Source organism: Pseudomonas sp. B21-028, from assembly GCF_024749045.1.
GTDB lineage: Bacteria > Pseudomonadota > Gammaproteobacteria > Pseudomonadales > Pseudomonadaceae > Aquipseudomonas.
This window is the reverse complement of sequence record NZ_CP087184.1, coordinates 591,513-606,501: the sequence shown is the minus strand read 5'-3', so window position 1 is coordinate 606,501 and position 14,989 is coordinate 591,513. Positions and strand designations below refer to the sequence as shown.

Genomic DNA, 14,989 nt, shown 5'->3' with positions numbered 1-14,989 from the left:
CGTTTTACTCTATTCGCAGCATTTCTTCATACGGAACACCCATGGCCAAACGCCAACTCAATCGTCGTCAGAACTGGCGCATCGAAAAGATCCAGGGCGAGCGCGCCGCTCGCGCCGCCAAACGCGAGTCCAGTGCGGTGCAAGCCCTGGAAGGCGGCGACCTCGGCCCCGAACAGACCGGCCTGGTGATCGCGCACTTCGGTGTGCAGGTCGAGGTCGAGGCCCGCGAAGGCGAACTGGCCGGCCAGGTATTCCGTTGCCACTTGCGGGCGAACCTGCCGGCGTTGGTCACCGGCGACCAGGTGGTCTGGCGTGCCGGCAACCAGGGTATCGGCGTGATCGTGGCACAACTGCCGCGCCACACCGAGCTGTGTCGTCCGGACAGCCGAGGCCAGCTCAAGCCGGTGGCGGCCAACGTCGACATGATCGTCATCGTGTTCGCCCCGCTGCCCGAGCCCCACGCCAACCTGATCGACCGCTATCTGGTGGCGGCCGAACACGCCGGTATCCGCCCGTTGCTGCTGCTCAACAAGTTCGACCTGATCGATGAACAGAACGCCCCGGCGCTGAACGCCTTGCTGGCGGTCTATCGGCAACTGGGTTACCCGGTGCTGGAAGTCTCGGCCCACCACGGCAACGGCATGGAACAATTGCAACGGCAATTGGACGGGCGCATCAGCGTGTTCGTCGGCCAATCCGGTGTCGGCAAGTCTTCGTTGGTCAACAGCCTGCTGCCGGAGGTCGAAACCCGGGTCGGGCCACTGTCCGAGCTGTCCGGCCAGGGCACCCACACCACCACTACCGCGCGGTTGTTCCACTTCCCCGGTGGCGGTGAGCTGATCGACTCGCCAGGCATCCGCGAGTTCGGCCTGGGCCATGTCAGCCGGGCCGATGTGGAAGCCGGGTTCATCGAGTTCAACGACCTGATCGGCACCTGCCGCTTCCGTGACTGCAAGCACGACCGCGAACCCGGCTGCGCCTTGCTCAAGGCACTGGAAGACGGCCGCGTCCAGCAGCAACGGATGAACAGCTATCGCTCGATCATCGCCAGCTTGCCGGAAAGCAGTTATTGATTTGAAGGTGAGCCGGGCGCAATTGTGGCGAGGGAGCTTGCTCCCGCCTGTGGGAGCAAGGCTTGCCCGCGGTGAACGTTGACTCGGTCTTGCAGTTGAAGCGTGTCGCCTGCATCGCGAGCAAGCTTTGCTCCCACGAGCCCAATCACTGCGCAGGCGTTCCCGGCGGTTTCGGCGCGGCGTCGTCGAACAGGTTCAGACGCTCGCGCAGCTCATGGGCCGGCACCGGTTGCTGATCGGTCGGCAAGGCGTTCGGATCAGCCGCAGCATCAGGCGTCGCCGCCGGCGCTTCGCCCGGGGCACCCTCGCCCTGGGCCGGGTCTGGTGCCGGATCGTCGGTCTGCGAACCTTCGATGGCCTTCTGGGCCTTCTTGGTCAACACCACGATATCGATACGCCGGTTGACCGGGTTGAACGGATCCTTGCGATCGAACAACGCCGAAGAGGCATACCCGACCACTCGCGCCACCTGCTCATCCGGATAGCTGCCGGCCACCAGGGCGCGACGTGCCGCGTTGGCACGGTTGGCCGAGAGCTCCCAGTTACCGTAGTCACCCTTGCCGATGTACGGCTTGGCGTCGGTATGGCCGCTGATGCTGATCTTGTTCGGCACCGCCTTGATGGTGTCGGCCATCGCCAGCAGGATGTCCTCGAAATAAGGCTTCAGGCGTGCGCTGCCGGAATCGAACATCGGCCGGTTCTCGGCATCCGTGATCTGGATGCGCAAGCCGTTCGGTGTGATCTCGAACAGGATCTGGTCCTTGAATTTCTGCAGTTGCGGGTTCTCGTCGACCTTGTTCTGCAACTCCTGCAACAGCAATTCCAGGCGCTCGCGTTCGACCTGCTCGGCCATGCCCTCGACCTGTTCGGAATCCACCGTCACCTTGTCAGGCTGCGGCTGGGACTTGACCTCGGGGTTGAGCGTGGTGTCCGGGGCCAGGGTCGGCGAGCCGCCCAGGTCGATGATGTAGGGCGTGCCGCTTTCGGAGAAGCCGACCGGGTCCTTGAAGTAACCGGCGATGGCGATCTTCTGTTCCGGGGTCGCGGTGGACAGCAGCCACAGCACCAGGAAGAACGCCATCATCGCCGTCGCGAAGTCGGCGAAGGCGATTTTCCAGGCGCCCCCGTGATGCCCGCCGGCGATGCGCTTGACGCGCTTGATGATGATCGGCTGATTGTTCTCCATGGCTTAACGACCGCGAACCGCTTGTTCCAGCTCGGCGAAGCTTGGACGGTGCGCCGGGTACAGGACCTTGCGGCCGAACTCCACGGCCAGCGAAGGCGGCATGCCCGAGGCCGAAGCCACCAGGGAGGCCTTGATGGCCTCGTAGGTATTGAGTTCTTCCTTGGCATCATGGGCCAGGGAATGGGCCAGCGGGCCGAAGAAGCCGTAGGCGGCCAGGATACCGAAGAAGGTACCGACCAGAGCCGCGCCCACGTGCAGGCCGATGGACTTCTGGTCGCCCTCGCCCAGGGAAGCCATGGTCACCACGATACCCAGTACCGCCGCGACGATACCGAAGCCGGGCATGGCGTCGGCAATGCCGGTCACGGCGTGGGACGGATGATCGAGGTCTTCCTTGAGGCTGTACAGCTCCATGTCGAACAGGCCCTCGAGCTCATGGGGGGCCATGTTGCCGGACGACATGATGCGCAGGTAATCACAGATGAACGCCGTCATGCGGGCGTCCTTGAGCACTGCCGGATACTTGGCGAAGATCGGGCTGGCGGCGGCGTCTTCGATATCGCCCTCGATCGCCATCATGCCTTCGCGGCGGCTCTTGTTGAGGATCTCGTAGATCAGTCCCAGCACCTCGAGATAGAAGGTGTGGCTGAAGCGCGAACTGAACATGCCCAAGGACTTCTTGAGCACGTGCATCGTCATGTAGCCGGGGTTGGCCTGCAGGAATGCGCCAAGGGCCGCACCACCGATGATCATCACCTCGAAGGGTTGGATCAGAGCGGCAATCTTGCCATGGGAGAGCACGTATCCGCCGAGCACGCTCGCGAACACGACAATGATGCCGATAATTTTAGCCATAGATTGAAAGTACTTATTTAAGTCGGGTTCAAGGTCATATTCGGAAGCTGGAAAATCTCTTCTTCTCCTTATCGGCAAAACTGCGCCAGACTATAGTCAGTTCTGGCGAAAAGCCAATTTGCCACGTTGCAGCATGCGATGATCACGTCCAGCCATGGCTAACGAAACGAAGGTTCCAACCCCACGACCGACCACCCTCGAAGGCTGGGTAAAACTGCTCGAAGGCGTGCATTTGCCGGTGCCCCAGGCCAGTCATGACCTGGTCTGCAAGGCCGTTGCCGATAGCCGCCGCTCGTTGCGCGACATCGCCGAGCTCATGCAGGACAGTCCTGCCCTGGCCCTGAGCGTCATCCGCGAAGCCAACCATCATACCCATGGCAGCCTCACTGAGCCGGCGGAAAACCTCGAAGTGGCCATCAACCGCCTCGGCCTCAAGCGTACCGAGGAGTTGCTCGCCCGCCTGCCCTCGCTGCCGGAGCAGGAGATCCCCGTCACCCTGCGCCAGTTGCAGTTGATCAGCCAGCACGCCACACAACAGGCCAATGGCTTTTTTGCCAGCCGCCTGGCACGGCTGTGGCAGGACATCCACTGGGGCAGCCTGTTGTTCCTGTCACCGCTTTGGCCACTTGCCCTGACTCACCCGCGGTTGCTGGGGGAATGGGAGATGCGGGTGATCCATAGAGGTCAGTCGGCCCGCAAGGTGGAGCGCGAGTTGTTCGGCGTCGGCCTGCTGGAAATCTGTCTTGCGGTGGTGGAAGCCTGGCGTTTGCCCATCTGGGTGGGGCAAGGCTATCGCCTCCTGCTCAACGAGCGCCGTGAACTGGTGAAGGTGCTGCGCATCGCCCGGGACAGCGAACATCCGTTGCGCCAGCAGAATCGTCTGGACGACGACCCGACCCTGCGACGCTGGCTCAACCAGCCGGCCAACACCGTACTGCTGGCAAATGGCCTGGCACTTTCGGCGCATCAGGCCTGGGACTGTCCCCACAACATCCGCTGGCAATACCTCACCAGCCTGTATCTGCAGATGCCCATGGATGAGCTTCAGCAACAGTTGCACCAGCAGGCCGCCAACAGCGCCCGCCACCACGCCATGCTGGACCTCTGGCACCCGGCCGTGGCATTGCTCTGGCCTCCCGGCAGCCGTCGCGTCCAGGCCGCCAGGGCTTCTGTCGCCCAACCCAGCGCCGAAGACCTGGCCCTGTGGCGCAAACGATGCGCGGCATTGCTGGTGGAGCCGAGCCCGTTCAGCAACGCCATGCACCTGACCACCTCGGCACGGGATGCGCTGGTGGCATGCGGCATGCGCCGGGTGATGATCCTGATGGCCGACCGCGGCCAGACCAGCGTGCGCGTACACCAGATCGCCGGCCTGCCCCCCGAGGCGGCGGCCATGAGTTTCTCCATCAGCCAGAGCAAGGTGTTGCAGCGGTTGCTGGCGCAGCAGGCACAGGTTCGCCTGAACCCGGAGAACAATGCACAGTTCTCGGCATTGTTGCCACCGGGGCTGCGAGCCCAGTTCAAGGGCGAGCACATGCTGTTGCGCTCCCTGACCTGCGATGGCCGGGTGATCATGCTGGTGGCCGTGGACCAGGGCGGCGGGCCCTTCACGGATGTGACGGTGCAAGCCTTCGGCAGGACCGTGCAGTGCATCGAACGGGCCCTGCATACCTTTACCAACCGCGGTCGCTGAACTTGCTACAATCCCTTCCTTTTGCGCCCCTGGAGACCTGACATGCCTGACTTCTCTGGCTTGCCGCTGGTGATCGAGCCAAGCGATCTGCTCCCGCGTCTCGATGCCCGCGACCTGATTCTGGTAGACCTGACCAGCGCCGCGCGCTACAGCACCGGGCACATTCCCGGCGCACGCTTCGTCGATCCCAAGCGTACGCAATTGGGCCAGCCGCCAGCACCGGGATTGTTGCCGGCCAAAGCCGATCTCGAGACACTGTTCGGCGAGCTCGGGCACAACCCGGATGCGGTCTACGTGGTCTATGACGACGAAGGTGGCGGCTGGGCCGGACGCTTTATCTGGCTGCTGGACGTGATCGGCCATTCGAAGTACCACTATCTCGACGGCGGCCTGCTGGCGTGGCTGGACGAAAGCCTGCCCGTCAGCACCGATCTACCGGCCTCCGTCGGCGCCCCAGTGCAACTGACGTTGCACGACGAACCCACCGCCACCCGCGAATACCTGCAAAGCCGTCTCGGTGCCGCCGACCTGGCGATCTGGGACGCGCGCGGCCCGCTGGAGTATTCCGGCGAGAAAGTCGTGGCGGCCAGGGGCGGTCACATTCCCGGTGCGGTCAATTTCGAATGGACCGCAGGCATGGACAAGGCGCGCAGCCTGCGTATCCGCCAGGACATGCCGCAGATCCTCGAACAACTGGGCATCACGCCCGACAAAGAAATCATCACCCACTGCCAGACCCACCACCGTTCCGGCTTCACCTATCTGGTGGCCAAGGCGCTCGGTTACCCGCGAGTCAAGGGCTACGCCGGTTCCTGGGGCGAATGGGGCAACCACCCCGACACCCCGATCGAGCTTTGAAGGTTCCTAAGGACATTTAATGAAAAACCGTTTGTTCATCATCACTCAGTACCTGCTGCCCCACCACCTGCTGTCACGCTTGGCCGGCTGCATCGCCGAATGCCGCGTACGTTGGTTCAAGAATGCGTTCACCCAGTGGTTCGCCAAGCGTTATCAGGTGGACATGTCCCAGGCCCTGGTGGAAGACCTGACCGCCTACGAGCATTTCAATGCGTTCTTCACCCGCGCCTTGAAAGAAGGCGCACGGCCGCTGGATGAAACACCGGGCGCGATCCTCAGCCCTGCCGATGGCGCCGTCAGCCAGCTCGGTCCTATCGAGCACGGCCGGGTTTTCCAGGCCAAGGGCCACAGCTTCAGCGTGCTGGAACTGCTGGGTGGCGACTCGGCCAACGCAGCGCCGTTCATGGGTGGCGATTTCGCGACCATCTACCTGTCGCCCAAGGATTATCACCGCGTGCACATGCCGCTGGCCGGCACCTTGCGGGAAATGGTCTACATTCCGGGCCGCATCTTCTCGGTCAACCAGACCACCGCCGAAAACGTTCCAGAGCTGTTCGCCCGCAACGAACGCGTGGCGTGCATCTTCGACACCGAACGCGGACCAATGGCCGTGGTGCTGGTCGGCGCGATGATCGTGGCCTCCATCGAAACCGTCTGGGCCGGGCTGGTCACGCCACCCAAGCGCGAACTGAAGACCTTCCGCTACGACGAAGCGTCCCGTGCCCCGATCCACCTGGAAAAAGGCGCCGAGCTGGGCCGCTTCAAACTGGGTTCGACGGCCATCGTGCTGTTCGGGCCAGACCAGGTGAAGTGGGCCGAAGAGCTGGTGGCGGGCTCGCCAGTGCGGATGGGCCAGGGTTTGGCGCTGCCCAAGGCTTGAACCACCGCCCCCGTGGGAGCGAGCCCTGCTCGCGATAGCGTCAGGCCAGTCACCCCCATACCGACTGATCCGCCGCCATCGCGAGCAGGCTCGCTCGCACAGTTGCTTCGTGGCGTTTGTTGGACTTCTGTTCAGCCCTGATCCCTTGTGGGAGCGAGCCCTGCTCGCGATAGCGTCAGGCCAGTCACCTCCATACCGACTGATCCCGCCGCCCCCACAGGTTCTGTAACACCTGGAATAGATCGGACACTGCTTTCGGCAACACCTGCTAGAGTTGAAGACATCCCCTTCATTTCCAGCCGGAGCCGTCCACGGCATGAATGAGACCAGCCCTCTCCCGTTATTGCGCGTTTCCACCCCGACGCAATCACGCCTGTCGTTCTGCGAGGCTACGCCACGGGATCTCAAGCGATGGATTGCTAACCTGCCCAAGGCCAACATCGGCGAAACGGCTCGCCTGTTGTACCAGGCCATCGGCGAACTCAACCTGCTGCTCACCCCCAGCGAGAACCGCCTGCAACTGCTCGAGTTGCTGCGGCCCGAGGTGTACTACGTCTGCAAGCACCTGGAGCGGCATTTCCTGCAACAGGCCATCGTGCTCGATGACCGCTCGCGCAAGATCGTCAACCTGTGCCAGGCCCTGCAAAGTCATCTGGCAATGGGTTACAAACAGATCGTTGCGCGCATCGCACCGAAGTTCACCAAGGACCGGGCCCGCCTGCTGAGTACCGCATTGCAAAGGGCGACGCATGCCCTCAACGGTCCGCTGCTGCGCGCCACCGAGTTGTACAGTCCGGTGCCTGAAGGGCTATGGCTCGATCTGCACCAGTTGTACCGGATCGCCTGCCAGCACCGGTTGCAACACCAAAGTGTCAGCGACGAGTTGGTCAGCCAGGTCCAGCAACTGAGCACCGAGCAAACCTACGTCGTGGCCCTGCTGCTGGGCGCATCACGCAGCAATCAGCTGCGCCAGGGGCAGATTGCACGACTGGCCGAAGTGCTGGAAGCCTGGAGCCAGCGGATCAAGCTGGACCCGACCGGCACCACCAGCCTGTTCGCCGTCGCGCCGGAGCTGGATGTCGGGCCGCGCTACCGCTCCAAGTTCAGGGCCGAGCAACAGCCGGGCCTGCTGGGTGTCGACCTCGAACCGCTGGTGCGCGCTATCACCATCCATCTGGAGCGGCCTGCCGAACACACCCTGCCGGTACCTGGCGGCATGAACACCGATACCTTGCAGCATCTGCAAGCCGCTTGGGGTGAAGCCGTCGAACGCAGCTTCCAGCGCACCGAAGGCAATGGCACGCTGACCATATGCGTAGGCATGAGCGCATTGCACTATTACCTCGGCGGCGAACGTTCCTTCAGCGAAATCCTGAAGACTCCCGTCACCCGCAAGGCCCGCTTCGAAGCTTCGCCCAGCAAGACCAGCGACACCTGGAAGCAAGCCTTCGACGCCGCCCCTGCCGGGGACAGCGATATGCTGCCCTACGAAGAAATCGAGTACCCGGTCAACCCAGCCGATGAAGAGGGTAGCGGGTCGGACAACCAGCATCACTTTCCCACCTACGAACTGCCGATCGTCAACCACAGCCCCGGGGGCTACTGCCTGGGCTGGCCGAAAGAAGTACCAGAACAATTGCAGGCCGGGGAAATGATCGGCATTCGGGACACCAACGATCAAGCCTGGAGCGTCGCGGTAGTGCGCTGGATCCGCCAGGTTCGCGGCGGCGCCATGCAGATGGGCATTGAACTGGTCGCTCCCTATGCTCAGCCTTGCGGCGTGCAATTGGTCCGGGAGAAGAGCGAACCCAGCCATTACCTGCGGGGATTGTTGTTGCCGGAAATCAGCGCCATCGAACTACCCGCAACCATGATCGCCCCGCGTCTGCCGTTCCAGGAGGGACAACAGGTCCTGATCAATACCAACGGCCAGGAATTGCGGGCCGGCCTGGACCGACGGGTGACCAGCACCCACAGCTTCAATCAGTTTGCCTATCACCAGGAGGATACCGGCCCCGCCGGGGGTGGCGGCGACCAGGAAGGAGATTTCGATTCGTTGTGGAAGTCGCTTTAACAGACAACTGAACACCTCTGTGGCGAGGGGATTTATCCCCTCGCCACAGAGGGATTTCTTGGGCTCAGAGCTGCCCGTCGCGATCCCTGAAACCGAGTAGGTACAACACCCCATCCAGCCCCAGGGTCGAGATCGCCTGCCTGGCCGATTGCTTGACCAGCGGTTTGGCCCGGAACGCCACGCCCAGACCCGCTATCGCCAGCATCGGCAAGTCATTGGCGCCATCGCCCACGGCGATGGTCTGCTCCAGGCGCAGGCCTTCCTTCTCGGCCAGTTCGCGCAGCAGGTCCGCCTTGCGCTGGGCATCGACGATGGGCTCGACAGCCACGCCGGTCACCTTGCCGTCCACCACTTCCAGTTCGTTGGCGAACACGTAGTCGATGCCGAGCTTGACCTGCAACTGCTTGGCGAAGTAGGTGAAGCCACCGGACAGGATCGCCGTCTTGTAGCCCAGGCGCTTGAGTTCGGCGAACAAGGTCTCGGCCCCCTCGGTCAAGCGCAGGGAGGCGCCGATGGCGTCCAGCACACTGACGTCCAGACCTTGCAGCAGCGCCAGGCGCTCCTTGAAGCTGGCGCGGAAGTCCAGTTCGCCGGCCATGGCCCGCTCGGTGATGGCCGACACCTTGTCGCCCACGCCCGCGGCCTTGGCCAGTTCGTCGATGACTTCCGCTTCGATCAAGGTCGAATCCATGTCGAACACCGCCAGGCGACGGTTACGACGGAATAGCGAGTCTTCCTGAAACGCGATGTCGACGTTCAGCTCCTGGGCCACGCTCAGGAATTCGGCACGCAACGCCTGGGAATCGTTCGGCTCGCCACGCACGGAAAATTCAATGCAGCCCTTGCCCTGGTCCGCTGGCGTGTCCAGCGGCATGCGCCCGGACAAGCGGTCGATGTGATCGATGTTCAGGCCGTATTGGGCGGTGATCGAACTGACGCGCTGCAACTGCTCCGCGGTGACCTTGCGGGTCAACAGGGTCACGATATGGCGCTTCTTGCCCTGGCCAGCCACCCAGTGCTGGTAGTCCGCTTCGGACACCGGCGTGAAACGGACCTGTTGATCGAGCTTGTAAGCGGTGAACAGGATGTCCTTTAGCACCGACTTGCTCTGTTCGGCATCCGGAATTTCAACCAGGATGCCAAAGGACAGGGTGTCGTGAATCACCGCCTGACCGATGTCTAGAATGTTCACACCACCCTGGGCCAGAACGCCGGTAATGGCCGCAGTCAGACCCGGACGGTCGCTGCCAGTGATGTTTATCAGGACGATTTCGCGCAAGGCGCACCCCCGCAGGTGGAAAAAAACCGCATTCTACTCACTTTCAGTGACCATCGGGCACCGCCAGTGCTTTGCCGGTCATGGGGCTGTCGCTATACTGCGCGTCAATTTCACGGACAAAGAGCCGAGCTCAGTGAACCGGCCCACGCCAGTCAAAACCGATAACTTCTTCCTGCTGATCTTCCGTGCACTGCGCCATCGTCGCGTGCCGATTGCATTGCGCATTGCCAGCCATAACGTGATCCTGGTCGCCCTGGCCCTGGTCATCTATGCCTGCGTGATGGGCCTGCAGTTCAAGCAGGCGATGCACGAGCAAGCCGATGCCCTGGGTGAGAGCCTGACCACCCAGACCGCCACGTCCGCCACCGAGCTGCTGGTGTCCAACGACATCCTCAGCCTCAACGTGCTGCTCAACAACCTGACCAAGAACAAGCTGGTGGCCCACGCCGCCATCTACAGCGTGGACAACCGCATCCTCGCCGAGGCCGGCCAGCGTCCCAAGCCAGGCCTGCTGGGCGAGTCCGGCGGCATGTACCAGAGCAAGATCACCTTCCAGGACGTGACCGCCGGACAACTGCGCATCAGCCTGGACATGGACCAGTTCCAGCAACCGATGACCATCAGCCTGCAAAGCATGGGCATCCTCAGCGCGATACTACTGGCACTGGCGCTGGCCTTGAGCCTGCGCCTGGGACGGCATCTCTCCACGCCACTGCTGCAATTGCGCGTCTGGCTGCGGGACATCGACGAACACACCCCGGCCACCCAGCGCCAGGATGAAATCGGCGATCTGGCGCGGCAGCTGCACGCCAGCTTCGCACCTGAACCTGCGCCCGTGCCGGAGCCCGAGGACATCGACTACGTTGACGATGAAGCCGAACCGGAGTTCGAGGTGCGTAACCTGCGCGATCCTGGCTTCGACGAAAGCCAGCCGATGCCGACGTCCAGGCCCACGCCTCGCCATGTGGTACGGGCGGTTGAAGACGAAGAAGACGACGACGCCTTCGCCGACTTGCGGGACGAGTCGGTTGCCGGGCAACCGCAAGTCGCCAGGCCTGTCGTTTCGAACCAGCCACAGCACAGCGCCGTGTTGGCCGTGCAGCTCGGCGCCCAGGACCAACTGCGTCGCCTGCCCCAGGCCCGCCTGAAGGAACTGCTCGAACGCTACCGCGATTGCCTCGACCAGGCCGCCTCGCTCTACCAGGGTGAATTGCACACCCTGAACGACGGCAGCACCCTGATGCTGTTCCATACCGAAGACAGCGGCGACGATTACCTGACCAACGCCATTTGCTGCGGTGAACTGCTGCGAGCCCTGGGTCATCAATTACAGATCGAAGTTGCCGACAGCGGCATCACCCTGCAACTGCAACTGGGCCTGACCCTCGGCGATGAGCTGTTCGGCCTGAGCCAGATCGACCTGTTGCTGACCGAAACCGCACAGGATGCCCTGGCGCTGTCGCAACACAGCCGTAATCTGCTGCTGGTGGAGCGCAAGATCAACGACGATGCCCTGGTCCGCCAACGCACCCGCATCCGCCCTATCGCCAGCCCCGAAGGTGCGTGCTGTGTGGAGCGCTTGATGGAGCCGTACCCGTCGATGCTGGAGCGGCAGCTGGCGCGGATGCATGAGCGCCAGACCTGAACTCCGGTCGCTGGAATGACGAAGCCCGCAGATGAGTGATTGTCTGCGGGCTTTTTTGTCGCCGTCACTGGCCCCATCGCGAGCAGGCTCGCTCCCACAAGGACGGCGCAGGACCTGTGGGAGCGAGCCCTGCTCGCGATGAGGCCAGCACAGGCACCGAAGATCTATCTCCCAGAAACAACAAAGCCCGCATCAACGCGGGCTTTGTCTTGCATCCAGTTCGCTGATCAGAACCTGAACACTTCCATGTCGGTACGAATCGGCAAGGCCATCGGGAGCTTTGGCGACTTCTCCGGTTCAGCGGGCTTGGCCTGGGAAGGAGCCGCCTTGCGCGGTGCAGCCTCGACCAGTGGAGGCTGGTTGGCCAATGGCTTGAGCGCCACGGACAACTGCTCGGCCAGACGTTGCAGGAGAACGCCCTGGGCCTGGACCTGCGCAGCGGTACCACCGGTATGTTGTTCTTGCAGATGAACGATGCGGTTCTCACGAACCTTGCCGCGACGGTCGATCAACCGCCATTGGGCATCGAGCACCGCCGGTTGCGCTTCGCCCGAATCCAGGCGGGTGATCGACAGCAGCACCTGGACATCCGGGGTAAACCCCTGGGTGGCCGGCGCCAATACCACACGCTGGCTGTCCAGGTGACCGGCCACCTGACGCAGCAACAACTGGTCGATGTCCGAGGAGAGGCTGCCGGCCCAACGGCCGTCAGTGGCAGCCTGCAGGCTACCATCGGGTTGGCGTTGCAACAGGGTTTCGCGTTGCAGATAGTCAGCAATCGACACCGGACCCAGCAATACAGCCATGCCGGTGCTTTGCGCAGGCTGGGCCGGGTTGCCACTGTCAAGTTGATACAGCGACACCGGCTGATGGACGCTGCAACCCGCCAGGCCAAGCAGGCCGGCGAGCCATAGAATAGGAAGGCGCAGAGCAGTCATCGTTCCATCCAGGTGGCGGCCACAAGGCTTACCACAGTGAAAAAATACTCGGTCATTATGAAGAACGCTCGGCCACGCCGGCGCTTGAAAGGGCCTATCATCCGTGAATATGCGCTCCGACTCCAGCGCGAAAGCATCGATCCGCGGCTTTTAATCGCAGACCGAGCCGTCTAGCACGCTTAATTGAGGTTTTCGACGAGCAGTGCATCGACCCGCTGAAAACCCCTTGGAAGCTTGTTGCCCCGCCGACCACGTTCACCTTTGTAATGCTCAAGATCGTCTGCTTTGAGTGAGAGCGTACGCTTTCCAGCCTGCAGCACAAGCGTGGCCCCCTCCGGTAACACTGCAATATCCGTGACATATTCCTCACGACTGGCGACCCGTTCGCCGGGAATCCCGATGATCTTATTACCTTTACCTTTACCTAATTGTGGCAAGTCGCTGATTTTGAAGACCAACAGCCTACCTTCGGTCGTCACCGAAGCCAGCCAATTGTTATCCCGGTCGGAGACCGGGCGCGGCGCAATGACCTTGGCGTTGTTCGGCAGGCTCAACAACGCCTTGCCCGCCTTGTTCTTGGCTTGCAGGTCTTCACCCTTGACGACGAACCCGTAGCCGGCGTCCGACGCAATAACGTATAGCCCGTCATCATCAGGCATCAGCACACATTCAAAAGTTGCACCCGGTGGTGGCGTCAGACGACCGGTCAGCGGTTCGCCCTGGCCGCGGGCCGATGGCAGGGTATGGGCCGCCACCGAATAACTGCGCCCGGTGGAGTCGATGAACACTGCAAACTGGTTCGAGCGCCCAGGCGCCAGAGCCTTGAAACCGTCCCCGGCCTTGTAGGAAAGCCCCGCCGCGTCGATGTCGTGCCCCTTTGCAGAGCGCACCCAGCCTTTTTCCGACAGCACGACGGTCACTTTTTCGTTCGGCAGCAGATCGTGTTCGCTCAGGGCCTTGGCCTCGGCGCGCTCGACGATAGGCGAACGACGGTCGTCGCCATAGGTTTCGGCGTCCTTGAGCAGCTCGGTGCGCACCAGCTTCTTGAGCTTGGCCTCGCTGCCCAGCAGGGCCAGCAGCTTGGCCTGCTCCTTGAGCAATTCATCCTGCTCGGCGCGCAACTTCATCTCTTCCAGCCGCGCCAGTTGCCGCAGGCGGGTATCGAGAATGTAGTCGGCCTGGATTTCGCTCAGGGCAAAGCGCTCGATCAGGCTCGCCTTCGGGTGCTCCTCGGTGCGGATGATGTGAATCACTTCGTCCAGGTTGAGGTAGGCAATCAGCAAACCGTCCAACAGGTGCAGGCGGCGCTCGACCTTGTCCAGGCGGAACTGCAAGCGTCGACGCACCGTTTTGACGCGAAACTCCAGCCATTCCACCAACAATGCCCGCAGGTTCTTCAACTGCGGCTTGCCGTCCAGGCCGATGATGTTGATGTTGACCCGGTAGCTGGACTCCAGATCGGTACTGGCGAACAGGTGTTGCATCAAGGCGTCGTGGTCGACCCGGCTGTTGACCGGAATGATCACGATGCGGCACGGGTTCTCGTGGTCCGATTCGTCACGCAAGTCGGCCACTTGAGGGGCTTTCGACGGTTTTGCCTGCATCATCGCGGCAATCTGCTCCAGGACCTTGGCCCCGGATACCTGGTGTGGCAACGCGGTGACAATGATGTCGCCGTCTTCGACGTGATACACGGCGCGCATGCGCACCGAACCCCGGCCGCTCTCGTAGATCTTCAACAGGTCGGCGCGCGGGGTGATGATTTCCGCTTCGGTCGGATAGTCCGGGCCCTGGATGTGCTCGCAGAGCTGCTCCACCGTGGCTTTCGGCTCGTCCAACAGACGCACGCACGCCGTGGCCACTTCCCGCAGGTTGTGGGGCGGCACGTCAGTGGCCATGCCCACGGCAATGCCGGTGGTGCCATTGAGCAGGATATTCGGCAAACGTGCCGGCAACACCAGAGGTTCATCGAGGGTGCCGTCGAAGTTTGGCCCCCAGTCCGCCGTGCCCTGGCCCAGCTCGCTGAGCAGCACTTCGGAATAACGCGACAACCGCGCCTCGGTGTAACGCATGGCCGCGAACGACTTGGGATCGTCCGGCGCACCCCAGTTACCCTGGCCATCCACCAAGGTGTAGCGATAGCTGAACGGCTGGGCCATCAACACCATGGCTTCGTAGCAGGCCGAATCGCCGTGGGGGTGGAACTTGCCGAGCACGTCACCGACGGTCCGCGCCGACTTCTTGTGCTTGGAATCGGCGTCCAGCCCCAGCTCGCTCATGGCATAGATGATCCGTCGCTGAACCGGCTTCAAGCCGTCGCCGATGTGCGGCAAGGCGCGGTCCATGATCACGTACATGGAGTAATTGAGGTAGGCATTTTCGGTGAAGTCAGCCAGCGATCGGCGCTCTACGCCGTCCAAGCTGTCTGCAAGAATGTCGCTCATGCGGGCCTCATCAGTTCGTTGTCTGGCGCAACGGCATGATGCCGCCGCGCTGGGTAGATTCAAA

Annotated in this window: 11 protein-coding genes; 6 read left to right on the top strand and 5 right to left on the bottom strand. The window is 62.5% G+C overall.

What is annotated here, in order from left to right; all coding sequences use genetic code 11:
* Nucleotides 1-41: 41 nt before the first annotated feature.
* Nucleotides 42-1,073 (top strand): small ribosomal subunit biogenesis GTPase RsgA, encoded by a 1,032-nt coding sequence (rsgA, locus tag LOY35_RS02670; RefSeq protein WP_041020802.1) that lies wholly within the window; start codon nt 42-44, stop codon nt 1,071-1,073.
* Nucleotides 1,074-1,218: 145 nt separating this feature from the next.
* On the opposite strand, the gene motB is transcribed toward rsgA, so the two are convergent.
* Nucleotides 1,219-2,259: a flagellar motor protein MotB gene (gene motB, locus LOY35_RS02665; RefSeq protein ID WP_258630408.1), complete on the bottom strand. Its 1,041-nt coding sequence runs from the start codon at nt 2,257-2,259 to the stop codon at nt 1,219-1,221.
* 3 nt (nt 2,260-2,262) lie between these two features.
* Nucleotides 2,263-3,114: a flagellar motor stator protein MotA gene (gene motA, locus LOY35_RS02660; RefSeq protein WP_258630406.1), complete on the bottom strand. Its 852-nt coding sequence runs from the start codon at nt 3,112-3,114 to the stop codon at nt 2,263-2,265.
* A gap of 154 nt (nt 3,115-3,268) precedes the next feature.
* On the opposite strand from motA, the gene LOY35_RS02655 reads away from it, so the two are divergent.
* The 4 genes from LOY35_RS02655 to LOY35_RS02640 all read left to right on the top strand — a co-directional run bounded on the left by LOY35_RS02655 (nt 3,269) and on the right by LOY35_RS02640 (nt 8,619).
* Nucleotides 3,269-4,807 (top strand): HDOD domain-containing protein, encoded by a 1,539-nt coding sequence (locus tag LOY35_RS02655; protein ID WP_258630404.1) that lies wholly within the window; start codon nt 3,269-3,271, stop codon nt 4,805-4,807.
* Nucleotides 4,808-4,849: 42 nt separating this feature from the next.
* The gene (locus LOY35_RS02650; protein WP_258630402.1) at nt 4,850-5,665 is read left to right on the top strand and encodes a rhodanese-like domain-containing protein; all 816 of its coding nucleotides are present in this window, start codon (nt 4,850-4,852) and stop codon (nt 5,663-5,665) included.
* Nucleotides 5,666-5,684: 19 nt separating this feature from the next.
* A complete protein-coding gene (asd, locus tag LOY35_RS02645; protein ID WP_258630401.1) occupies nt 5,685-6,545 on the top strand; it encodes an archaetidylserine decarboxylase in 861 nt (286 codons plus the stop codon).
* A 316-nt stretch (nt 6,546-6,861) separates the two neighbouring features.
* Entirely contained in the window at nt 6,862-8,619 is a 1,758-nt protein-coding gene (locus LOY35_RS02640; RefSeq protein ID WP_258630398.1) for a molecular chaperone, read from the top strand.
* Between the two features lie 64 nt (nt 8,620-8,683).
* On the opposite strand, the gene serB is transcribed toward LOY35_RS02640, so the two are convergent.
* Nucleotides 8,684-9,898 carry a phosphoserine phosphatase SerB gene (gene serB / locus LOY35_RS02635; protein WP_258630397.1) on the bottom strand — a complete coding sequence of 405 codons (1,215 nt, stop codon included), beginning with the start codon at nt 9,896-9,898 and terminating at the stop codon, nt 8,684-8,686.
* Between the two features lie 133 nt (nt 9,899-10,031).
* Here serB and LOY35_RS02630 point away from each other — a divergent pair, with 133 nt between their 5' ends.
* Nucleotides 10,032-11,543 (top strand): AhpA/YtjB family protein, encoded by a 1,512-nt coding sequence (locus LOY35_RS02630; RefSeq protein WP_258630394.1) that lies wholly within the window; start codon nt 10,032-10,034, stop codon nt 11,541-11,543.
* 227 nt (nt 11,544-11,770) lie between these two features.
* On the opposite strand, the gene LOY35_RS02625 is transcribed toward LOY35_RS02630, so the two are convergent.
* Both LOY35_RS02625 and parC read right to left on the bottom strand, forming a co-directional pair.
* Entirely contained in the window at nt 11,771-12,481 is a 711-nt protein-coding gene (locus tag LOY35_RS02625; RefSeq protein WP_258630392.1) for a membrane integrity-associated transporter subunit PqiC, read from the bottom strand.
* Between the two features lie 179 nt (nt 12,482-12,660).
* Nucleotides 12,661-14,925 (bottom strand): DNA topoisomerase IV subunit A, encoded by a 2,265-nt coding sequence (gene parC, locus LOY35_RS02620; protein ID WP_258630387.1) that lies wholly within the window; start codon nt 14,923-14,925, stop codon nt 12,661-12,663.
* Between the last annotated feature and the right edge of the window lie 64 nt (nt 14,926-14,989).